This window comes from Enterobacter sp. R-1.6.2 (assembly GCF_035064085.1).
GTDB lineage: Bacteria > Pseudomonadota > Gammaproteobacteria > Enterobacterales > Enterobacteriaceae > Enterobacter > Enterobacter asburiae_B.
Genome location: NZ_JASEYI010000010.1, coordinates 96,901 through 117,831, shown reverse-complemented (window position 1 = coordinate 117,831; position 20,931 = coordinate 96,901). Strand labels below are relative to the sequence as shown.

The window sequence follows — 20,931 nt, the reverse complement described above, 5'->3', positions numbered from 1 at the left end:
AAATCGTGGCTGCGCCTGTTTTATAAAGTTATTTTCGAAAGGGCGCTGCCTGAAAAATTTAGGCCGCACGCAGATAAGATAGCAAATCTTAAATGGTTTGTTACATGAATCAGTGAAATGTGTGAAGCATAGCGTTTTAATCAAAATTATTAATGTGCTTCAGCAAGTTGCAGAAAAGGATTGTCATGATGAAAAAGATTGGTGTCGTGCTGAGCGGATGCGGTGTTTACGATGGTTCTGAAATACATGAAGCCGTAATCACGCTGCTGGCCCTGGCTAAGCAGGGAGCAGAGGTTATTTGTTTTGCGCCGGACAAAAATCAGGCGGATGTGATTAATCATCTGACCGGCGAGCCGATGGCAGAAAACCGCAATGTACTGATTGAAGCCGCGCGTATTGCGCGAGGTGATATCCATCCTCTTATTCAGGCAGACCCTACAGAGCTTGATGCGCTCATTTTGCCGGGTGGGTTTGGCGCGGCCAAAAATCTCAGTACCTTTGCTGCGCAGGGTGCGGAGTGTCAGATCGATCCTCATCTTAAAGCGCTGTCGCAGGCCATGCACGCGGCAGGAAAACCGCAGGGCTTTATCTGCATCGCGCCGGCAATGCTGCCCAGGATTTTTGATTTTCCGCTGCGCCTGACTATCGGGACGGATATTGATACCGCAGAGATCGTCGAGGAAATGGGGGGCGAACACGTTCCGTGCCCGGTTGATGACATTGTGGTTGATGAAGATAACAAAATTGTCACCACGCCAGCGTATATGCTGGCGAACAATATCGCTGAGGCGGCCTCAGGTATTGAAAAGCTGGTGGCCCGCGTGCTGGTGCTGACTGAATGAGGCGTAAATTTGCCGCAGGCGCAGGGGTGAAACGTTTTCTCTTGCGCATCGTACTTGTGCTGGCGGTATTCTGGGGAGGCGGGCTGGCTTTATTCAGCATTATGCCGGTACCGTTCTCTGCCGTTATGGTTGAGCGTCAGCTTAGCGCGTGGTTCAGCGGCGATTTCAGCTATGTTGCCCACTCTGACTGGGTGAGCATGGACGAGATCTCCCCGTTCATGGGGCTGGCGGTCATCGCGGCGGAGGACCAGAAATTCCCGGAGCACTGGGGGTTCGACGTGGCGGCCATTGAGAAGGCGCTAGCCCATAACGAACGCCATGAAAATCGCGTGCGCGGGGCATCAACCTTGTCGCAGCAAACGGCCAAAAACCTGTTTCTGTGGGATGGTCGAAGCTGGCTGCGAAAAGGGCTGGAAGCGGGGTTGACCCTTGGGATGGAAACGGTCTGGAGCAAAAAACGCATTCTGACCGTCTATCTCAACGTCGCTGAGTTTGGCGACGGTATATTTGGCGTGGAAGCTGCCGCACAGCGGTATTTCAATAAGCCAGCCAGCCGTCTGAGTATGTCAGAAGCAGCGCTATTGGCCGCTGTGTTACCGAACCCTATCCGCTTTAAGGCCAGTGCCCCATCAGGGTACGTGCGAAGCCGACAGGCGTGGATTATGCGCCAGATGAATCAGCTGGGTGGAGAGGAGTTTATGCAGCGTAATAATCTTATGTAGGGCGGGTAAGCGCAGCGCTACCCGCCTGAATAGCAGACCTTAATCTTCGTCGAACCCTGCGTTAAACAGGGCAATCACCGCCGCCAGCGCTTCCTCTTCCTGAGGGCCGGTGGCTTCTACTTCAATCTGGCGCCCTTTGGCGGAATCCAGCATCAGCAGCGCAATCACGCTGTTCGCTTCCGCTTCGGTGCCTTCGTCATTCCGCAGCAGAACCTCTGCATCGAAACCCTGCATCAGCTCAAACAGCTTCATCGCCGGGCGTGCATGCATACCCAGCTTGTTGGTGATCTCAACGGTTTGTTTTACGGTCATGTTTTACGTTTTTCCAGCGTGCGATGACGGGACTGAACGTTCTTCCCGCGCGAGCGGAAATAGTCGGCCAGCTGTTCGGCGATGTAAACCGAACGATGTTTACCGCCGGTACAGCCAATCGCCACCGTCAGGTAGCTACGATTGTTTGTCTCCAGCATAGGTAACCATAGCTCAAGGTAGCTACGCGTCTGGTAGATAAAATTGTGTACTTCTGTGTGCCGGTCGAGGAACGCCGCCACCGGCTTATCCAGACCGGTCATTGGACGCAGTTTTGGATCCCAGTGCGGGTTCGGCAGGAAGCGCACGTCGAAAACGTAATCCGCATCAATCGGAATACCGTGCTTAAAGCCGAAGGATTCGAACACCATCGTCAGTTCGCGCTCGCGTTTACCCAACAGCCGGGTACGCAGCATTTCCGCCAGCTCGTGAACGGACATCTCAGAGGTGTCGACAATCAGGTCGGCACGAGAACGCAGCGGCTCCAGCAGGTCGCTCTCTTCATCGATAGCGCTCTCCAGAGAGAGGTTCTTGCTAGATAGCGGGTGCAAACGACGGGTATCGCTGTAGCGGCGGATCAGCGTATTGCGGTCTGCATCGAGGAACAGCAGCTGAGGCGAGAACGCGTCAGGCAGGTTGCTCATGGCCTGTTCGAAGATCTCTGGCGATTCAGGCATGTTACGAACGTCGATACTGACGGCGGCAGAGGTTTGTCTCTCCGCCAGCGTGCGGGCCAGATCGGGTAACAACACGACCGGCAGGTTATCGACGCAGTAAAAACCCATGTCTTCCAGGGCGCGCAGAGCAACGGATTTCCCCGACCCTGAACGGCCACTGACAATCATCAGCACCATGTTCCGTTTCTCCTCAGGACAACAGATGTGAAGGCCATCTCCTGGTTATGCATCATCCTGATTGCCTTCTGCTTCAGTGATAATTTGATAGAGCTCTTCATCACTTTGGGCCGAGCGCAGTCGACGGCAAATGGTTTTATCGGCCAGACGTTTTGCGACCAGCGACAGCGTATGCAGATGGGTTTTCGTCTGGTCGGCAGGTACCAGCAGCGCGAAGAGGAGATCGACGGGCTGGTTATCAATGGCATCGAAGGCGATGGGTGTTTCAAGCTGCACAAACACACCAACGGCACGCAGGGTATCCTCTTCCAGTTTGCCGTGCGGGATCGCGATGCCGTTGCCGATACCGGTACTGCCCATTTTTTCACGGGTCAGAATCGCTTCGAACACCACCTGCGGCGGCAGGCCCAGCTGTTTGGCAGCCAGTTCACTGATGATCTCCAGCGCACGTTTTTTGCTCTGGCAGTGAACCGCACTGCGGGTACATTCCTGGTTAAGGACATTGCTCAGTTGAAGAGCGGAATCGTTGTTCATCATAATTTCACCTAAGCGCTAACTGTACAAATGGCCTGTTGTGTTTCACAACAGGCCGTCCTGCACCCGTTAACTGCCCGGACAATTAGTGTTGTTTCAGTTTATCTTTATGTTTATTGAGCTGTCGTGCAAGCTTATCAATCAAGCCGTCGATAGCAGCGTACATGTCTTGCCCTTCCGCACTGGCATGCAGTTCACCCCCGTTAACATGCAGGGTGGCATCCGAGATATGAGTCACTTTCTCCACTTTCAACACAATATAGACCTGATTGATCCTTTCGAAATACTGCTCGAGTTTTGCAAACTTCGCGTTCACGAAGTCACGTAAAGCCTCAGTAATTTCGACGTTTTGTCCAGTGATGTTGAGCTGCATAGTGCCTTCCTTATCGGTTGTGTCAGACCAGCTGTTTACGCTGGTTGGACGGCGGAATGGATAAAGACTCTCGATACTTCGCAACAGTACGACGTGCCACCATAATACCCTGATCGGACAGCATGGTGGTTAACTTACTGTCGCTTAGTGGCTTCGCGGGGTTCTCCGCGGCGATCAACTTCTTCACCAGGGCACGAATGGCCGTTGACGACGCTTCGCCGCCGCCCTCGGTATTCACATGGCTGGAGAAGAAATACTTAAGCTCAAATATACCGCGTGGACTGTGCAGATACTTCTGCGTGGTGACACGGGAAATGGTTGATTCATGCATTTCGACGGCCTGGGCGATATCCGCCAGTACCATCGGTTTCATATACTCTTCGCCCTGCTCAAAGAACGCCTGCTGCTGTTCGACAATACAGCGGCTGACGCGCAGCAGCGTATCATTTCGGCTCTCCAGACTTTTGATCAGCCATCGCGCTTCCTGAAGATTGCTACGAATATATTGATTGTCGGAGTCGTTACGCGCGCTGGTGCACATGGAGGCATACTGCTGGTTGATTTGCAGGCGAGGGATGCTGTCTGAGTTCAGTTCAACGACCCAGCGGTCATTGTGTTTTCTGACCAGCACATCCGGGATCACGTACTCGGGCTCGCTGGTTTGGATCGACTGTCCCGGGCGGGGATCGAGTGACTGGATCAGATTCACCGCTTCTTTCAGCACCTCTTCCTTCAGGCGCGTGACGCGCATCAGGCTGCGGAAATCGTGGTTGGCCAGCAGATCCAGATGATCGCTAATAATTAAGCGCGCCTCGTCGATCCATGGCGTCTCTTTGCTGAACTGAGATAGCTGGATCAGCAGGCAGTCGCGCAGATCTTTTGCGGCCACGCCTACCGGATCGAAACGCTGGATGCGCTTCAGAACGGCTTCGATCTCCTCAAGTTCAATCTCTTCGTCGCCCATGCTTTCCAGGATATCGTCCAGCGTGACGGTCAAATAGCCGGTGTCGTCAACGGCATCGACAATTGAGGTGGCAATCGCGCGGTCGGTATCGGAGAAGGGGGTGAGTTCCACCTGCCACATCAGGTAATCCTGCAGCGACTGGGTGGTCTCTCCCTGATAGACCGGTAGCTCATCATCCTGGTAGTCTGCACGCGTACCGGAAGGGGTTCCGGCGGTGTAGATTTCATCCCAGCTGGCATCCAGCGGTAGCTCGTCGGGCATCTCTTTTTGTTCGAGTGCATCCGCGGTGTCGAGCGCTTCTGTATCCTGTGACTGCTGAGTATCTACCTCGTCATGAAGATCGGTTTGTTCCAGCAGGGGGTTGCTGTCCAGCGCCTGCTGGAGCTCCTGCTGAAGTTCTAACGTGGACAGTTGCAACAGGCGAATTGCCTGCTGTAGCTGCGGCGTCATTGCCAGTTGTTGGCTGAGCCTTAATTGCAAACCTTGCTTCATGTTCAGAGCATTTTTCTCCGGTTCGGCGTTACGTTACCTCTACCCTATCAGAGTCTGAAGTCTTCCCCAAGATAGACGCGCTTAACATGATCGTCTTCGAGGATCTGCTGCGGCGTACCGTGGGCGATCAGATTGCCCTGGCTGACAATATACGCGCGTTCACACACGGCCAGCGTTTCACGGACGTTGTGGTCGGTGATCAGTACGCCAAGCCCGCTGTCACGCAGGTGTTCAATGATGCGTTTAATGTCGATAACCGAGATCGGGTCAACGCCGGCAAACGGTTCATCCAGAAGGATAAATTTCGGGTTTGCGGCCAGCGCACGTGCAATCTCAACACGACGGCGTTCACCCCCGGAGAGTGCCTGACCGAGGCTGTCGCGCAGATGCTCAATGTGGAACTCTTCCATCAACTCGTTGGCACGATCCTGACGCTGTTCGCTGGTCAGATCGTTACGAATTTCCAGGACCGCCATCAGGTTATCGTAAACGCTAAGACGACGGAAAATGGAGGCTTCCTGCGGCAGGTAGCCGATCCCGCGACGCGCGCGCGCGTGCAGCGGCAGAAGGCTGATGTCTTCATCGTCAATGATAATGTTGCCGGCATCGCGTGGCACAATGCCAACGACCATGTAGAAAGTGGTGGTTTTACCCGCACCGTTAGGGCCAAGCAGCCCCACGATTTCGCCGGAGTTGACGGTCAGACTGACATCTTCTACGACACGGCGGCCCTTGTAGGCCTTCGCGAGATTTTTTGCAGTTAATGTTGCCATAACGAATTAGTTACTCTTCTTCTGTGCCGGGGCCTGGCCTTTGCCTTTGTCCTGCAGCTGCGACGGAACCAGTACGGTCGTGACGCGTTTGCCTTTCTCGCTGGAGGCCTGCATTTTTTGCTCTTTCACCAGATAGGTGATCTGGTCGCCGGTAATGTTGCTGTCCAGCTGTTCCAGATACGCGTTTCCGGTCAGGATGACCAGGTCCTTCGCCAGCTCATAGTGCATATGCGAAGCGCGGCCTTTCACCGGCTTGCCGTTGTCCTGCATCTGGTAGAAGGTGGCCGGGTTACCGTAACCATCAATGATCTCTTTGCCCTGCTCGCCACCCGGACGAGTCACGACCACTTTGTCGGCGTTAATTTTGATGGTGCCCTGAGTCATGACGACGTTTCCCGTGAAGGTGACGACGTTGCCCTGCATATCGAGAGACTGGGTATCGGACTCGATATGGATCGGTTGGTCGGTATCGCCCGTTACAGCAAGCGCGGGGAGACTGGTCGCCAGCATCGCGCTGGCGATAATTACTTTAAGGCTGAGTTTGTTTGTTTTGAATTTCATAGGAGGTTCTAACCTTTTCAATCAGCTCGGCGTTCTTGCTGCGTAAGTTCCCGCGCATTCTCAAACCGCTGGAATTAAATGTTGTGCCATACAGTGTGACCAGATCCTGCGAGGTCACGTCCTGGGTTACCAGGTTAATTTGGGCATTATCCGTCGTAATTTTTCGCAGTTGCGAGTCAGCGGTCAGGGCGTTGACTTCAACGTGGCCATACAGATAAAGCATACGGTCATTTGTCAGTTTTGCCCGATCTGACTTGATTGACCACGTCGGCACTTTGTCCTTATCAAAGGTGGTCATGACAGGCTGGGTAAACCACGAAATACCGTCATCTGAAAAATATTCAACATGCTGGGCAATCAGGCGATAGTTCAGCGCGCCTTCCGGGCTGTAGACCACGGTGTCGCTGTGATCGCTTTTATAGGTTGGATCGTTATTGTTGACCACTTCCGTTTGCGTATCGTCGCGATCGGCAAGGTTCACGCCAATCAATACCAGTGCGACAAGCGAAAGCAAAATGATAATCCAGCGTCTGGTTTTACTCATATCGATTGCCCTTTGGCCTCATCAAGCTTGCCCTGCGCCAGCAAAAGCAGATCGCAGACTTCACGTACGGCACCACGGCCCCCGTTGATGTGGGTAACGTAGTCAGCGCGCGGGATCAGCAGCGGATGCGCATCGGCAACGGCGATGCTCAGCCCGACTTCAGCCATCACGGGCCAGTCAATCAGATCGTCCCCGACGTAGGCTACGTTTTCCGGCGCGATAGCCAGTTTACCCAGTAAATCCTTAAACGCCGCCATCTTATCGGATTGACCCTGATACAGATGGGTAATTCCTAAGGTTTCACAGCGGTCTTCTACCAGTTTAGCTTTTCGCCCGGTGATGATAGCCACCTCAATACCCGAGGTGAGCGCGCAGCGGATACCGTAGCCGTCGCGAACGTTAAACGCTTTCAGCTCTTCACCATTATTGCCCATGTAAATCAGGCCATCGGAAAGTACGCCATCCACGTCCAGGATGAGCAGACGAATGTTTTTCGCCTTTGCCATCATCTGGGTACTGACCGGTCCATAACAGGTTGCAAGGGATGCACCCGCATTACTCATTGTCTTATCCTTCATTACACTACGCCTGCGCGCAGCAGATCATGCATATGTATCACACCCAGCAACTGGTCGCCATCGGCAACCATCACTGAGGTAATGTGGCGGGACTGCATCAGGTTCAGCACATCCACGGCCAGCGTACCCGGACGGACGCGGATACCGCCCGGCGTCATCACATCGGCAATGCCGAGCGTGCGGACATCTACACCCATGTCGAACACGCGGCGCAGGTCGCCATCGGTGAAGATCCCCTGAATTTTCATCAGATCGTCGCACACGACCGTCATACCCAGATTCTTACGGGTGATTTCCAGCAGCGCATCACGCAGGGAGGCTTCTTTACTGACGTGAGGGATCTCATCCCCGGTGTGCATAATATCGTTTACCCGAAGCAGAAGCTTGCGCCCCAGCGCGCCGCCCGGGTGGGAAAGCGCGAAATCTTCCGGCGTAAAACCGCGGGCTTCGAGCAGCGCGACGGCAAGCGCATCACCCATGACCAGTGCGGCGGTGGTGCTGGACGTCGGCGCCAGGCCGAGCGGACAGGCCTCCTTGGGCACTTTCACGCACAGGTGAATATCGGCTGCCCGCGCCATGCTGCTTTCCGGACGGCTGGTCATGCAAATAAGCGGCACCTGCAGTCGCTTCAGTACCGGGATTAGCGCCAGAATTTCATTGGACTCCCCGGAGTTGGACAGCGCAATGACGATATCCTGCGGCGTGACCATCCCCAGGTCACCGTGCGCGGCTTCCCCCGGATGTACAAAGAAGGAAGAGGTTCCGGTACTGGCAAACGTTGCCGCCATTTTGCGTCCAATGTGGCCGGACTTACCCATCCCCATCACCACGACTTTGCCGGCACAGTAGAACATCTTCTCACATGCCAGACTAAAATCCTGATTAATGTACCGATCTAACTGCGCCAGACCTTCACGTTCAATCTCCAGAACCTCTTTGCCTGCTTTCTGAAAGTCAAAACCCGGCTGCAATTCTATTTGCGACATAATGCGTTTCCGTTTACCCAGAGAGAAGAGGCGAGAGCCAGTACAGCATCGCCATCCATACGATAAATCCACCCGTCAGCAGCGCGCCTGCGCCTTTGCCGATCTGTCGTTGCCGCCGCCAGCAGAGCAGGGCAAATATCACGCTGACCAATAACATCACGCCGTAGTCGCGTGAGAACGCCAGGGGATTAAAGGGTCCTGGCGTAATCAGGGCCGGCAGGCCCATCACAATGGCGATATTAAATATGTTGGAACCGATGATATTACCAATGGCAATGTCATCCTCACCTTTACGCGCCCCCGCAATGGCCGTGGCCAGCTCCGGCAGGCTGGTGCCGATGGCAATCACCGTCAGGCCAATGGTCAGTTCACTGATGGCGAAATAGTTCGCCAGCACGGTCGCGTTATCCACGACCATGCGCGTTGCCATCGGCATGATGATCAGCGCAATGCCAAGCCAGAGGAGGGCAACAGGCAGCGTACCTTCTCGCGGCAGTTCGGCGACCTGCTCCCGCGTGAGGCTATCCTGACCCTGCTTCTCAGCCAGACGGGCGATTTTAACACTATACAGCAGCCAGATGACGGCCAGCGCCAGCAGGAAAATGCCGTCGCTGTAGCTCAGAACACCATCGTAAAATACGCAGCCTGCCAGCAGGCTTACGATTAACATTAGCGGCAATTCACGGCGCAGAACATCAGAATGCACGCGAAATGGATGGAGCAGTGCGGCCAGGCCCAAAATCAAGAGTATATTGACGATGTTGGAGCCAATCGCGGTACCTACTGCCAGGTCTAACTGACCATGCAGCGATGCCGAGACAGAGACGATGATTTCAGGAAGTGACGTTCCAACACTCACCACGGTCATCCCGATGACGACAGGCGGTACGCCCGTCAGGCGACACAGGATCGATGCGGCAAACACTAAACGGTCAGCACTGTAGACCACCAAAAGTAAACCAATTATTAACAGTGCTGTTGCTAAAAGCATCAAAAGTCCTTTCTTCAGGTATACTCGTCGGTCCATCGCACGGGAATGGCTGGACTGCATACAGTCTGAGGCGTAACGAATTCCTAATTTTGACTTTATGCGCCGGAAAAGTAAAACAAATGCCAGCTTTCGCTAACCTCAACGGCTATTATTCTGTAAAAATGCGGAGTTGAGGGCTGATTCAGGCGGCATGCCTTAACGTGAGCAGGGTAATAAAGGAACCATAAATGAGCCAAACGATGGCGAATTTAGTCGATGTTCGCGGCGTGAGTTTTTCTCGCGCCAACAGATTGATATTTGATGATATTTCGTTGACCGTACCGCGTGGCAAAATCACTGCCATCATGGGGCCGTCCGGGATCGGTAAAACGACCCTGCTGCGCCTTATTGGTGGGCAGATCCCACCTGATAGCGGTGAAATCCTCTTTGATGGCGAAAACATCCCGGAGATGTCACGCTCGCGTCTGTATACTGTCCGCAAACGCATGAGCATGCTCTTTCAGTCGGGAGCCTTGTTCACCGACATGAATGTCTTTGATAACGTCGCCTATCCGCTGCGTGAGCATACCAGCCTGCCGCCAGAACTGCTGAAAAGCACGGTGATGATGAAGCTCGAAGCCGTCGGTTTGCGGGGCGCCGCAAAGTTGATGCCTTCGGAGCTGTCCGGCGGGATGGCGCGCCGCGCTGCGCTGGCACGCGCCATTGCATTAGAACCTGATTTAATCATGTTCGACGAACCGTTTGTTGGACAGGATCCCATCACGATGGGCGTGCTGGTGAAGCTCATCTCTGAACTGAACAGCGCGCTTGGCGTCACCTGCATTGTGGTATCTCACGATGTACCGGAAGTATTGAGCATTGCCGATTACGCCTATATTGTGGCGGACAAAAAGATCGTCGCACACGGTAGCGCTCAGGCGCTGCAGGAAAATTGCGATCCGCGCGTGCGGCAGTTCCTTGACGGTATTGCCGATGGCCCTGTGCCGTTCCGCTACCCGGCGGGCGACTATCGTGACGATTTACTGGGAATAGGGAGTTAAGCCACTCATGCTGTTAAATGCGTTGGCCGCTCTCGGACACCGTGGCATAAAAACCATCAGGACGTTCGGGCGTGCCGGATTGATGTTATTCAACGCGCTGGTCGGCAAGCCGGAATTCCGTAAGCACGCACCGCTGCTGGTGCGGCAGCTTTATAATGTCGGCGTGCTGTCGATGCTCATCATCATTGTCTCCGGTCTGTTTATCGGTATGGTGCTTGGGCTGCAGGGCTATCTGGTTCTGACAACCTACAGTGCGGAAACCAGCCTCGGGATGCTGGTGGCGCTCTCGCTGCTGCGCGAGCTGGGGCCGGTTGTGGCGGCGCTGTTGTTCGCCGGGCGCGCGGGGTCGGCATTAACGGCTGAAATTGGCCTGATGCGTGCGACCGAGCAGCTCTCCAGCATGGAGATGATGGCGGTCGATCCGCTGCGTCGCGTGATCTCGCCGCGTTTCTGGGCTGGGGTGATCTCTTTACCGTTACTGACTATTCTGTTTGTCGCCGTGGGTATCTGGGGCGGTTCGCTGGTTGGTGTGCACTGGAAAGGCATTGATGCCGGTTTCTTCTGGTCCGCGATGCAGGACGCCATCGACCTGCGAATGGATCTGGTTAACTGCCTGATTAAAAGCGTGGTATTTGCCATTACGGTCACCTGGATTGCATTGTTCAATGGTTATGATGCCATCCCGACGTCGGCGGGCATTAGCCGCGCAACTACACGTACAGTCGTACATTCGTCGCTGGCCGTACTGGGTCTGGATTTTGTGCTCACCGCACTGATGTTTGGGAATTGAGTTCATGCAAACGAGAAAAAATGAAATTTGGGTCGGTGTATTCCTGCTGCTGGCGCTGCTGGCCGCGCTGTTTATCTGCCTGAGAGCGGCGGATATCACGTCTGTACGCACCGAGCCGACGTATCGCATCTATGCCACCTTCGATAACATCGGCGGGCTGAAGGCGCGTTCACCGGTCCGCATCGGCGGCGTGGTGATCGGACGCGTATCTGACATTACGCTGGATGAGAAAACCTATCTGCCCCGCGTCGCGATGGATATCGAAGAGCGTTACAACCATATCCCGGACACCAGTTCCCTTTCTATCCGTACTTCCGGCCTGCTGGGCGAACAATATCTGGCGCTTAACGTTGGCTTTGAAGATCCCGAGCTGGGAACGACTATCCTTAAAGACGGTAGCGTCATTCAGGATACGAAATCCGCGATGGTTCTGGAGGATATGATTGGTCAGTTCCTTTACAACAGTAAAGGGGATGAGAAAAAATCCGACGCTGCCCCTGCGCAGAGCGAAGATCATACCGACGTCGCACCGACGCCAGGTGCTGCGAATTAATATCAGGAGAAGTCATTCATGTTTAAACGACTGTTAATGGTTGCCATGCTGGTCATCGCCCCTCTAACCGCCGCCCACGCTGCGGATCAGAGTAACCCGTACAAACTGATGGACGAAGCGGCGAAGAAGACCTTCGACCGTCTTAAAAACGAACAGCCTAAAATTCGTGCTAATCCTGATTATCTGCGTGACGTTGTTGACCAGGAACTGCTGCCGTACGTGCAGATTAAATATGCGGGTGCGCTGGTGCTGGGACGTTATTACAAAGACGCGACCCCTGCGCAGCGTGATGCCTACTTTGCCGCGTTCCGTGAATACCTGAAACAGGCTTATGGCCAGGCGCTGGCGATGTACCACGGCCAGACCTATCAGATTGCGCCTGAGCAGCCGCTGGGCGATGCGACCATCGTCCCTATCCGTGTGACGATCATCGATCCTAACGGTCGTCCGCCGGTTCGTCTGGATTTCCAGTGGCGTAAAAACAGCCAGACCGGTCACTGGCAGGCTTATGACATGATTGCCGAAGGGGTAAGCATGATCACCACCAAACAGAACGAATGGAGCGACCTGCTGCGCACCAAAGGCATTGATGGCCTGACCGCTCAGTTGCAGTCTATCTCTCGCCAGAAAATTACTCTGGATGAGAAGAAGTAATGTCACAGCAACTCAGCTGGTCGCGTGAAGGCGAGACATTAAAGCTGTCCGGTGAACTGGATCAGGATCTGCTGAACCCACTGTGGGACAAACGCCACGAAGCGATGCAGGGCGTGACGCTTATCGACTTAACCGACGTCACGCGGGTAGATACGGCAGGTGTTGCGCTGCTTGCCCATCTGATTGCCGTGGGGAAAAAGCAGGGGACAAGCGTCACGCTTCACGGCGCGAGCGATAATGTCGTGACCCTTGCGCAGCTCTACAATCTCCCTCAGGACGTACTGCCTCGTTAATATTTTCAGTGCGTTACTTCCGAAAGCCCTGACTGTTTCATCGTCGGGGCTTTTTGCTTGTTTAAGACAACGCCACTTTGCTCTAAGATGTTGGGCTTGTTTTCACTATCAGATGATTAAGAGCCCATGGAAAATCATGAAATCCAGACAGTGCTGATGAATGCACTCTCCCTTCAGGAAGCCCACGTCACTGGCGATGGCAGTCACTTCCAGGTTATTGCTGTGGGTGAGATGTTCGACGGTATGAGCCGCGTGAAGAAACAGCAGGCTGTGTACGCGCCGCTGATGGAATATATTGCGGATAACCGCATCCACGCCCTGTCGATTAAAGCGTTCACCCCGCAAGAGTGGGCACGCGATCGCAAACTAAACGGTTTTTGAGCTGAGGGCGACAGGCCCGCAGCACGGTTGAATTTATAAGAGAGCACACAATGGATAAATTTCGTGTACAGGGGCCAACGCGTCTCCAGGGCGAAGTCACAATTTCTGGCGCTAAAAACGCCGCGCTGCCAATCCTCTTTGCTGCGCTGCTGGCTGAAGAGCCGGTAGAAATTCAGAACGTACCGAAGCTGAAAGATATCGACACCACCATGAAGCTGCTCACCCAACTGGGCACGAAAGTCGAGCGTAACGGTTCCGTCTGGATCGACGCCAGCAAGGTGAACAACTTCTCAGCCCCTTACGATCTGGTGAAAACCATGCGTGCATCCATCTGGGCGCTTGGCCCGCTGGTGGCGCGTTTTGGTCAGGGGCAGGTCTCTCTGCCTGGCGGTTGCGCCATCGGTGCGCGTCCGGTTGACCTGCACATCTTTGGTCTGGAGAAGCTGGGCGCCGAGATCAAGCTGGAAGAAGGTTACGTTAAAGCGTCCGTTAATGGTCGTCTGAAAGGCGCGCACATCGTCATGGACAAAGTGAGCGTGGGCGCAACGGTCACCATTATGTCTGCGGCGACGCTGGCAGAAGGTACCACCATCATCGAAAATGCCGCGCGCGAACCGGAGATTGTGGATACCGCCAACTTCCTCGTGGCGCTGGGGGCAAAGATTTCCGGTCAGGGTACCGACCGTATCACCATCGAAGGCGTTGAGCGTCTGGGCGGCGGTGTCTATCGCGTTCTGCCGGACCGTATCGAAACCGGCACCTTCCTGGTCGCTGCGGCGATTTCTGGCGGTAAGATTGTTTGTCGCAACGCGCAGCCAGATACCCTGGATGCGGTGCTGGCGAAACTGCGCGATGCGGGTGCGGATATCGAAATCGGTGAAGACTGGATCAGCCTCGATATGCACGGTCAGCGTCCAAAAGCAGTCAATGTGCGTACGGCGCCGCATCCGGCGTTCCCTACGGACATGCAGGCGCAGTTCACCCTGTTGAACCTGGTTGCCGAAGGCACTGGCTTCATCACAGAAACCATTTTCGAGAACCGCTTTATGCACGTACCGGAGCTGATCCGTATGGGCGCGCATGCTGAGATCGAAAGTAATACCGTGATTTGCCACGGCGTTGAGAAACTGTCAGGTGCTCAGGTGATGGCAACCGATCTGCGTGCGTCTGCAAGCCTGGTGCTGGCGGGTTGTATCGCGGAAGGTACAACGATCGTGGATCGTATCTATCACATCGATCGTGGTTATGAACGTATCGAAGATAAACTGCGCGCGCTGGGTGCCAACATCGAGCGTGTGAAGGGCGAGTAATCGTTCCGGCAGCCCCCTGCCAGCAATGACCGGGGGGTTGCTGTTCCTGTCAAAAATGCGTTATTCCTGCGGTTCTCTTTTTACCTTTCTCTGGCGAATCATGCGCGATCTGTCGATAAATTCATGGGTGATGGGATCGTGATAGCGCGAAGGCCAAATTACCCACGGATGCGTATCCAGCGCCGTCGCGATAATTAATTCTCCCTTGGGCCAGGGGCGGGTGAGGGCGTTTGCCAGAGTGGAAGAACTCAGTCCATGGCGGCGGGACTCTGCTGCCAGTGAAGTGCCTCTTTTGCGCAGCGCGGCAATAATATCAGCCGTGTGCCAGTCGATAAATTTCGTATCCATAACGCCGTCCTTAAGTTCGGATTCACCTACGCCGTTTCTTCTGAAACGACGCGGTTACTATACCCATTTCAACTTCTTGTTCTAAAAAGTTCGCGTTACTTGAAGGGATATTCAGAATAAGACACGGCTTTATTCATGCGGTCTCTAAACCGATGAATTTACATGAACACGGAATTTACAGGTGTGTACTGGAATCTCCCCGCTATCGCTGCGGGGAGAAACAAGGGGATTAACGGTCGCGCTGAACGGCGATGTGGGCAAGACCAATCAGTGCCTCGCGCCACGGGCTGTCTGGAATGACCTGAAGCGCTTCGATGGCTTTGTCGGCTTCTTCTTCCGCGCGCTGACGCGTCCATTCCAGCGATCCGCAGATAGCCATAGTTTCTAGTACAGGTTCCAGAAGATGGCGGCCATTTCCCTGCTCAATCGCTTCACGGATCATTTTCGCCTGGTCGGCTGTTCCGTTGCGCATAGCATGAAGCAGCGGCAGGGTGGGTTTACCTTCGTTCAGGTCATCGCCCACGTTTTTACCGAGCGTTTCGCCGTCCGCACTGTAGTCCAGCAAATCATCAATCAGCTGGAAGGCCGTACCCAGATAGCGGCCATAGTCCTGCAGGCCTTTTTCCTGTGCTTCGGTACAGTCGGCCAGAATGCCGGAACACTGGGCAGCCGCTTCAAACAGGCGCGCCGTTTTGCTGTAGATGACGCGCATGTAGTTTTCTTCGGTGATATCAGGGTCGTTGACGTTCATCAGCTGCAGCACTTCGCCTTCAGCAATGACGTTTACGGCTTCGGACATCACTTCCAGCACTTTCAGGGAGCCCAGGCTGGTCATCATCTGGAAGGCGCGGGTATAGATAAAATCCCCCACCAGGACGCTGGCTGCGTTTCCGAAAGCGGCATTTGCCGTGGCTTTGCCACGACGCATATCCGATTCATCCACAACATCGTCATGCAGAAGCGTCGCCGTGTGAATAAATTCGATGAGCGCTGCGATAGTGATGTGAGCATTTCCCTGATAGCCAACGGCTCTGGCAGCCAGAATGGCAATCATCGGACGAATGCGTTTACCGCCGCCGCTGACGATGTAATAGCCCAACTGATTGATCAGCTGAACGTCAGAGTTGAGTTGCTCCAGGATTGCTGCATTCACACCCGCCATATCTTGCGCGGTTAACTCGTTGATTTTTTCTAAATTCATCGCAAAAGCCGGGCTTTTTATCCTGTTGATCCCATCTTCAATGGGGTAACGAAGGGTTTCGGTTTATCAATAGTAGTGCTGATTGTACTGAAAAAACGGCACAGATAAACGTTACCGTACGTGTTGTGTTTTTTTTCTTCATGTATTGACGGTAGCACTTGTCAAAGGCTCGCGTTTTGCGTAATATTCGCGCCCTATTGTGAATATTTATAGCGCACTCTGATTCATACGAGGACGTGCGCGGAAGCGGAGTTTATATGTACGCGGTTTTCCAAAGTGGTGGTAAACAACACCGAGTAAGCGAAGGTCAGACCGTTCGCCTGGAAAAGCTGGACATCGCAACTGGCGAATCTGTTGAGTTCGCAGAAGTTCTGATGATCGCAAACGGTGAAGAAGTCAAAATCGGCGTTCCTTTCGTTGATGGCGGCGTTATCAAAGCTGAAGTTGTTGCACACGGTCGTGGCGAGAAAGTTAAAATCGTTAAGTTTCGTCGTCGTAAGCACTACCGTAAGCAGCAGGGCCACCGTCAGTGGTTCACTGATGTGAAAATTACTGGCATCAGCGCCTAAGACCTGAGGAGAGATTTAAATGGCACATAAAAAGGCTGGCGGCTCCACACGTAACGGTCGCGATTCAGAAGCTAAACGCCTTGGCGTTAAGCGTTTCGGTGGCGAATCCGTTCTGGCGGGTAGCATCATCGTTCGTCAACGTGGTACCAAATTCCACGCTGGCAACAACGTAGGTTGCGGTCGTGACCACACTCTGTTTGCTAAAGCAGACGGTAAAGTGAAATTTGAAGTTAAAGGCCCGAACAACCGTAAATACATCAGCATCGTTGCTGAGTAAGGTTTTCTCGGTCCGGTAACGGATTAAAGCCCCGCAACCTGTTGCGGGGCTTTTTACATTGGAAACCCGGTAATTTTTTCTGTAGGGAAAACGGGCATGAAGCAGCAGGCCGGCATTGGTATTCTTTTGGCGCTCACTACCGCAATGTGCTGGGGTGCGCTGCCAATTGCAATGAAGCAGGTACTGGAAGTGATGGAGCCGCCTACGGTGGTCTTTTATCGCTTTCTGATGGCAAGCATCGGCCTCGGGGCCATTCTGGCTATCAAAGGTAAGCTTCCACCCTTGCGGCTCTTCCGCAAACCGCGCTGGCTGGTATTGCTGGCTATCGCGACGGGCGGTCTGTTCGGTAACTTCATCCTGTTCAGCTCTTCCCTGCAATATCTCAGCCCCACGGCGTCGCAGGTGATAGGTCAGCTTTCACCGGTGGGCATGATGGTCGCCAGCGTCTTTATCCTCAAGGAAAAGATGCGCGGTACGCAGATTATCGGGGCGAGCATGCTGCTGTGCGGTCTGGTGATGTTCTTCAACACCAGTCTGATTGAGATTTTCACCCGCCTGACGGATTACACATGGGGTGTAATTTTTGGTGTGGGGGCAGCAACGGTTTGGGTGAGCTATGGCGTCGCACAAAAGGTGTTATTGCGTCGTCTTGCCTCACAGCAGATCCTCTTTTTATTGTACACTTTGTGTACAATAGCATTGCTGCCATTAGCAAAGCCGGGTGTGATTTCCCAGCTTAGCGACTGGCAACTGGCGTGCCTCATTTTTTGTGGGCTGAACACGCTGGTCGGTTATGGCGCGCTGGCCGAAGCGATGGCGCGCTGGCAGGCGGCACAGGTGAGCGCGTTAATTACGCTTACTCCGCTGTTTACGCTGTTATTTTCAGATTTGTTATCAATGGCCTGGCCCGATGTCTTCGTCAGACCGATGCTCAACCTGTTGGGTTATCTCGGTGCGTTTGTCGTGGTTGCGGGCGCGATGTATTCCGCCATTGGTCATCGTCTTTGGGGACGTTGGCGCAAAAATGAAGCGGTTGTAGTAGTCCCCCGCTCAGGCGAATGAGTTACGGAGAGTAAAATGAAGTTTGTTGATGAAGCGACGATCCTGGTCGTGGCTGGTGATGGCGGCAATGGTTGCGTGAGCTTCCGCCGTGAAAAGTATATCCCACGTGGCGGTCCTGACGGCGGCGACGGTGGGGATGGTGGTGACGTGTGGCTGGAGGCGGATGAGAACCTCAACACGCTGATCGACTACCGTTTCGAAAAATCCTTCCGCGCTGAACGTGGCCAGAACGGCCAGAGCCGTGACTGTACCGGGAAACGCGGTAAAGACGTCACCATTAAGGTTCCGGTCGGTACGCGTGTGATTGACCAGGGAACCGGTGAAACCATGGGTGACATGACCAAACACGGTCAGCGCCTGATGGTGGCGAAAGGCGGCTGGCACGGTCTGGGTAACAGCCGTTTCAAATCCTCCGTTAACCGTACTCCGCGTCAGAAAACGATGGGTACGCCGGGCGATAAGCGCGATCTGCAGCTGGAGCTGATGCTTCTGGCAGACGTGGGCATGCTGGGTATGCCAAACGCCGGTAAATCGACGTTCATTCGCGCCGTTTCTGCGGCGAAACCAAAAGTGGCGGACTATCCGTTTACCACGCTGGTACCAAGCCTGGGCGTTGTCCGTATGGATAACGAGAAGAGCTTTGTGGTTGCCGATATTCCGGGTCTGATTGAAGGCGCTGCGGAAGGTGCGGGTCTGGGTATTCGCTTCCTGAAACACCTTGAGCGTTGCCGCGTGCTGCTGCACCTTATCGATATCGATCCTATCGACGGTTCCGATCCGGTTGAAAACGCCCGCATCATCATCGGTGAGCTGGAAAAATACAGCGAAAAACTGGCGAATAAACCACGCTGGCTGGTCTTCAACAAGATCGACCTGATGGACAAAGCCGAAGCGGAAGCGAAAGCTAAAGCGATTGCTGAAGCGATGGGTTGGGAAGATAAATACTACCTGATCTCTGCGGCAAGCCAGGTTGGCGTGAAAGATCTGTGCTGGGATGTGATGACCTTCATCATTGAGAACCCAATTGTTCAGGCGGAAGAAGCGAAACAGCCTGAAAAAGTCGAATTCATGTGGGATGACTACCACCGCCAGCAGCTCGAAGAGCTGGAAGCGGAAGAGGATGATGAAGACTGGGACGATGACTGGGATGAAGACGATGAAGAAGGCGTCGAGTTCATCTACAAGCACTAATATCTGTCGAGAGCCCCCATTATGGGGGCTTTTTTTATTCCAGCGTTGCGGGCAGCCAGCAGCTGGCGATCAAACCACCTTCAGCGCCGTTCTCAAGCGTCAGCCTGCCGTGGTGGAGCTGTACAATGCGCTGCACGATACTCAGCCCCAGACCGCTGCCACCGTAGCGCTGGTCAAGACGGCGGAATGGCTCGGTAATTGACTGTCGGTGCGCGTCATCAATACCGGGCCCCTGATCGATCACGCTGATCTGCGTCCCCCCGTCGACCCCGGTTAATGTCACTGTAATCGTTGTCCCTGCCGGGCTGTAGCGCCCGGCATTCTCCAGCAGGTTGCGCAGCATCAGACGCAGGAGCACGGCGTCTCCCTGAACCGTGAGCGCGCTTTTAGCGGGCCAAATCACCGTATGCTCTTTGGCTTCATGGCCCAGGCCGAGAGGTTCAATGATATTTTCCGTCCAGCTCACGGTTTCGTAGTGTCCGCTGGCCATTGCCTGTCCGGCACGGGCCAGCATCAGCAGCTGTTCGACGGTATGCATGAGCTGATCGATACGGCTAATTAACGTCGCGGCCTGTGGTGCGCCTGACTGCGCCATAAGCTCCAGATGAAGCCGGATACCGGCAAGGGGCGTTCGAAGCTCGTGTGCGGCGTCAGCGGTGAAGAGACGCTCCTGCTGAATGGTATTGTCCAGCCGGGCGAGCAGCTGGTTCAGGGAGGTTGTCACCGCGCCGATTTCTTCCATGTCGGAATACATAGGAAGCGGAGTTAAGTTATCTGCCGAACGGTTAGCCAGGCTGTCACGCAGTTTATTCAGCGGTCGGGTTATCCAGGTGACTGCCCAGAAAGAGAAAAACAGCGTAAAGCCTACCATCACCAGAGAAGGGACGAGAAGGGAAGCAATCGCTTCGCGGATCTCTTTTTCGACATGGTTATTACGGGCTTTTGCCGACAGCGTTTCATTCACCAGAAAACCGATCTGCTCGCGGCTTTCATGCCACAGCCAGATGACGCTTATCAGCTGGAAAAATAAGAGAATGACCGCCAGCAGCACCATCAAACGCCGACGCATGCTGTTCATTTCTGGCTCTCAAGGCGATAGCCAACGCCACGGACGGTTTTGATTCTGTCCTTGCCGAGCTTGCGACGCAGGTTATGGATGTGAACTTCAAGGGTATTTGACCCCGGATCGTCCTGCCAGGAGTAGATATCCTGCTGGAGTGTTTCTCTGTGCACCGTTTGTCCGCTGCGCATGATCAGACGCGTAAGCAGGGCGAACTCTTTTGGCGTCACCTCTACCGCCTGGTCCCGGCGCAGTACCTGCTGGGTTTGCAGATTCAGCGTAATATCGCCGTCGGTGAGTAAGTTATCGCTATGGCCCTGATAGCGGCGAATCAACGCCCGCACTCGCGCCTGAAGCTCAGCAAGCGCAAAAGGCTTCACCAGGTAATCATCTGCGCCTGCATCGAGGCCGGTGATGCGATCTTCAATGGCATCGCGTGCCGTCAGGATCAACACCGGGTTGGCGATACCGCGGCGTCGCCACTGGCTGAGCAGCGTGGCGCCATCTTTATCAGGCAAGCCCAAATCGAGGATCACCAGACTGTATTCGCCGCTCTGGATCAGGGCGTCCGCCTCCGCTGCGGTGCCAGCACAGTCGAGGGCATACCCTTCATTGGCCAGCCCCAGCGCCAGCCCTTCCTGCAATAACAGATCGTCTTCAACTATGAGTAGTTTCATCG

At 54.3% G+C, this 20,931-nt stretch carries 28 protein-coding genes; 13 read left to right on the top strand and 15 right to left on the bottom strand.

Annotation, left to right across the window (positions count from 1 at the left end; all coding sequences use genetic code 11):
• The first annotated feature begins 188 nt into the window (after positions 1-188).
• Positions 189-842 carry an isoprenoid biosynthesis glyoxalase ElbB gene (gene elbB / locus QMN93_RS12875; protein WP_193140158.1) on the top strand — a complete coding sequence of 218 codons (654 nt, stop codon included), beginning with the start codon at positions 189-191 and terminating at the stop codon, positions 840-842.
• Positions 839-1,564 carry a monofunctional biosynthetic peptidoglycan transglycosylase gene (gene mtgA, locus QMN93_RS12870; protein ID WP_039260411.1) on the top strand — a complete coding sequence of 242 codons (726 nt, stop codon included), beginning with the start codon at positions 839-841 and terminating at the stop codon, positions 1,562-1,564. The genes elbB and mtgA overlap by 4 nt, the downstream gene beginning before the upstream one ends.
• Before the next feature lie 39 nt (positions 1,565-1,603).
• On the opposite strand, the gene npr is transcribed toward mtgA, so the two are convergent.
• The 11 genes from npr to QMN93_RS12815 all read right to left on the bottom strand — a co-directional run bounded on the left by npr (position 1,604) and on the right by QMN93_RS12815 (position 9,523).
• Positions 1,604-1,876, bottom strand: a complete 273-nt coding sequence (gene npr / locus QMN93_RS12865) for a PTS phosphocarrier protein NPr (RefSeq protein WP_003861872.1) — start codon at positions 1,874-1,876, stop codon at positions 1,604-1,606.
• Positions 1,873-2,727, bottom strand: coding sequence for an RNase adapter RapZ (rapZ, locus tag QMN93_RS12860; protein ID WP_014885397.1), 855 nt, complete (start codon positions 2,725-2,727; stop codon positions 1,873-1,875). Before rapZ ends, npr begins: the two co-directional genes overlap by 4 nt.
• A gap of 45 nt (positions 2,728-2,772) precedes the next feature.
• Complete coding sequence (gene ptsN / locus QMN93_RS12855; protein WP_008501443.1) at positions 2,773-3,264, bottom strand: PTS IIA-like nitrogen regulatory protein PtsN; 492 nt, start codon at positions 3,262-3,264, stop codon at positions 2,773-2,775.
• Positions 3,265-3,346: 82 nt separating this feature from the next.
• Complete coding sequence (gene hpf, locus QMN93_RS12850; RefSeq protein WP_008501444.1) at positions 3,347-3,634, bottom strand: ribosome hibernation promoting factor; 288 nt, start codon at positions 3,632-3,634, stop codon at positions 3,347-3,349.
• Positions 3,635-3,656: 22 nt separating this feature from the next.
• Complete coding sequence (gene rpoN, locus QMN93_RS12845) at positions 3,657-5,090, bottom strand: RNA polymerase factor sigma-54 (protein WP_063143582.1); 1,434 nt, start codon at positions 5,088-5,090, stop codon at positions 3,657-3,659.
• A gap of 47 nt (positions 5,091-5,137) precedes the next feature.
• A complete protein-coding gene (gene lptB, locus QMN93_RS12840) occupies positions 5,138-5,863 on the bottom strand; it encodes an LPS export ABC transporter ATP-binding protein (protein WP_033146751.1) in 726 nt (241 codons plus the stop codon).
• Between the two features lie 6 nt (positions 5,864-5,869).
• Complete coding sequence (gene lptA / locus QMN93_RS12835; protein WP_033146750.1) at positions 5,870-6,424, bottom strand: lipopolysaccharide ABC transporter substrate-binding protein LptA; 555 nt, start codon at positions 6,422-6,424, stop codon at positions 5,870-5,872.
• A complete protein-coding gene (gene lptC, locus QMN93_RS12830; RefSeq protein WP_023309357.1) occupies positions 6,393-6,968 on the bottom strand; it encodes an LPS export ABC transporter periplasmic protein LptC in 576 nt (191 codons plus the stop codon). Before lptC ends, lptA begins: the two co-directional genes overlap by 32 nt.
• Entirely contained in the window at positions 6,965-7,531 is a 567-nt protein-coding gene (gene kdsC / locus QMN93_RS12825; RefSeq protein WP_048981180.1) for a 3-deoxy-manno-octulosonate-8-phosphatase KdsC, read from the bottom strand. The genes lptC and kdsC overlap by 4 nt, the downstream gene beginning before the upstream one ends.
• 14 nt (positions 7,532-7,545) lie before the next feature.
• Entirely contained in the window at positions 7,546-8,532 is a 987-nt protein-coding gene (gene kdsD, locus QMN93_RS12820) for an arabinose-5-phosphate isomerase KdsD (protein ID WP_182382751.1), read from the bottom strand.
• A 13-nt stretch (positions 8,533-8,545) separates the two neighbouring features.
• Entirely contained in the window at positions 8,546-9,523 is a 978-nt protein-coding gene (locus tag QMN93_RS12815; RefSeq protein ID WP_182382750.1) for a calcium/sodium antiporter, read from the bottom strand.
• A gap of 227 nt (positions 9,524-9,750) precedes the next feature.
• Between QMN93_RS12815 and mlaF the strand changes: the two genes are divergently transcribed.
• The 7 genes from mlaF (at position 9,751) to murA (ending at position 14,544) form a co-directional block, all read left to right on the top strand.
• On the top strand, positions 9,751-10,563 hold the full coding sequence (gene mlaF, locus QMN93_RS12810; protein WP_024906354.1) for a phospholipid ABC transporter ATP-binding protein MlaF: 813 nt from the start codon (positions 9,751-9,753) through the stop codon (positions 10,561-10,563).
• A 7-nt stretch (positions 10,564-10,570) separates the two neighbouring features.
• The gene (gene mlaE / locus QMN93_RS12805; protein WP_010436044.1) at positions 10,571-11,353 is read left to right on the top strand and encodes a lipid asymmetry maintenance ABC transporter permease subunit MlaE; all 783 of its coding nucleotides are present in this window, start codon (positions 10,571-10,573) and stop codon (positions 11,351-11,353) included.
• A 4-nt stretch (positions 11,354-11,357) separates the two neighbouring features.
• Positions 11,358-11,906 carry an outer membrane lipid asymmetry maintenance protein MlaD gene (mlaD, locus tag QMN93_RS12800; protein ID WP_033147081.1) on the top strand — a complete coding sequence of 183 codons (549 nt, stop codon included), beginning with the start codon at positions 11,358-11,360 and terminating at the stop codon, positions 11,904-11,906.
• 18 nt (positions 11,907-11,924) lie between these two features.
• A complete protein-coding gene (mlaC, locus tag QMN93_RS12795; protein ID WP_033146748.1) occupies positions 11,925-12,560 on the top strand; it encodes a phospholipid-binding protein MlaC in 636 nt (211 codons plus the stop codon).
• A complete protein-coding gene (gene mlaB / locus QMN93_RS12790; RefSeq protein WP_023309350.1) occupies positions 12,560-12,853 on the top strand; it encodes a lipid asymmetry maintenance protein MlaB in 294 nt (97 codons plus the stop codon). The genes mlaC and mlaB overlap by 1 nt, the downstream gene beginning before the upstream one ends.
• Before the next feature lie 126 nt (positions 12,854-12,979).
• The gene (gene ibaG, locus QMN93_RS12785) at positions 12,980-13,234 is read left to right on the top strand and encodes a BolA family iron metabolism protein IbaG (RefSeq protein WP_008501458.1); all 255 of its coding nucleotides are present in this window, start codon (positions 12,980-12,982) and stop codon (positions 13,232-13,234) included.
• A 50-nt stretch (positions 13,235-13,284) separates the two neighbouring features.
• A complete protein-coding gene (gene murA, locus QMN93_RS12780; protein WP_023309349.1) occupies positions 13,285-14,544 on the top strand; it encodes a UDP-N-acetylglucosamine 1-carboxyvinyltransferase in 1,260 nt (419 codons plus the stop codon).
• Positions 14,545-14,604: 60 nt separating this feature from the next.
• Here murA and sfsB read toward each other — a convergent pair whose 3' ends face one another.
• Both sfsB and ispB read right to left on the bottom strand, forming a co-directional pair.
• Entirely contained in the window at positions 14,605-14,892 is a 288-nt protein-coding gene (sfsB, locus tag QMN93_RS12775; protein WP_023309348.1) for a DNA-binding transcriptional regulator SfsB, read from the bottom strand.
• A gap of 229 nt (positions 14,893-15,121) precedes the next feature.
• Positions 15,122-16,093, bottom strand: a complete 972-nt coding sequence (gene ispB / locus QMN93_RS12770; protein WP_024906360.1) for an octaprenyl diphosphate synthase — start codon at positions 16,091-16,093, stop codon at positions 15,122-15,124.
• 257 nt (positions 16,094-16,350) lie between these two features.
• On the opposite strand from ispB, the gene rplU reads away from it, so the two are divergent.
• The 4 genes from rplU (at position 16,351) to cgtA (ending at position 19,192) form a co-directional block, all read left to right on the top strand.
• Positions 16,351-16,662 (top strand): 50S ribosomal protein L21, encoded by a 312-nt coding sequence (rplU, locus tag QMN93_RS12765; protein ID WP_003025032.1) that lies wholly within the window; start codon positions 16,351-16,353, stop codon positions 16,660-16,662.
• 19 nt (positions 16,663-16,681) lie between these two features.
• Positions 16,682-16,939, top strand: a complete 258-nt coding sequence (gene rpmA / locus QMN93_RS12760; protein WP_004385076.1) for a 50S ribosomal protein L27 — start codon at positions 16,682-16,684, stop codon at positions 16,937-16,939.
• A gap of 96 nt (positions 16,940-17,035) precedes the next feature.
• Positions 17,036-18,001 carry a DMT family transporter gene (locus tag QMN93_RS12755; RefSeq protein ID WP_023309346.1) on the top strand — a complete coding sequence of 322 codons (966 nt, stop codon included), beginning with the start codon at positions 17,036-17,038 and terminating at the stop codon, positions 17,999-18,001.
• A 15-nt stretch (positions 18,002-18,016) separates the two neighbouring features.
• Positions 18,017-19,192 carry an Obg family GTPase CgtA gene (gene cgtA / locus QMN93_RS12750; protein WP_023333597.1) on the top strand — a complete coding sequence of 392 codons (1,176 nt, stop codon included), beginning with the start codon at positions 18,017-18,019 and terminating at the stop codon, positions 19,190-19,192.
• A 34-nt stretch (positions 19,193-19,226) separates the two neighbouring features.
• Here cgtA and pmrB read toward each other — a convergent pair whose 3' ends face one another.
• Both pmrB and pmrA read right to left on the bottom strand, forming a co-directional pair.
• On the bottom strand, positions 19,227-20,270 hold the full coding sequence (gene pmrB / locus QMN93_RS12745; RefSeq protein ID WP_064673369.1) for a two-component system sensor histidine kinase PmrB: 1,044 nt from the start codon (positions 20,268-20,270) through the stop codon (positions 19,227-19,229).
• Complete coding sequence (pmrA, locus tag QMN93_RS12740; protein WP_033146744.1) at positions 20,267-20,929, bottom strand: two-component system response regulator PmrA; 663 nt, start codon at positions 20,927-20,929, stop codon at positions 20,267-20,269. Before pmrA ends, pmrB begins: the two co-directional genes overlap by 4 nt.
• Positions 20,930-20,931 lie beyond the last annotated feature (2 nt).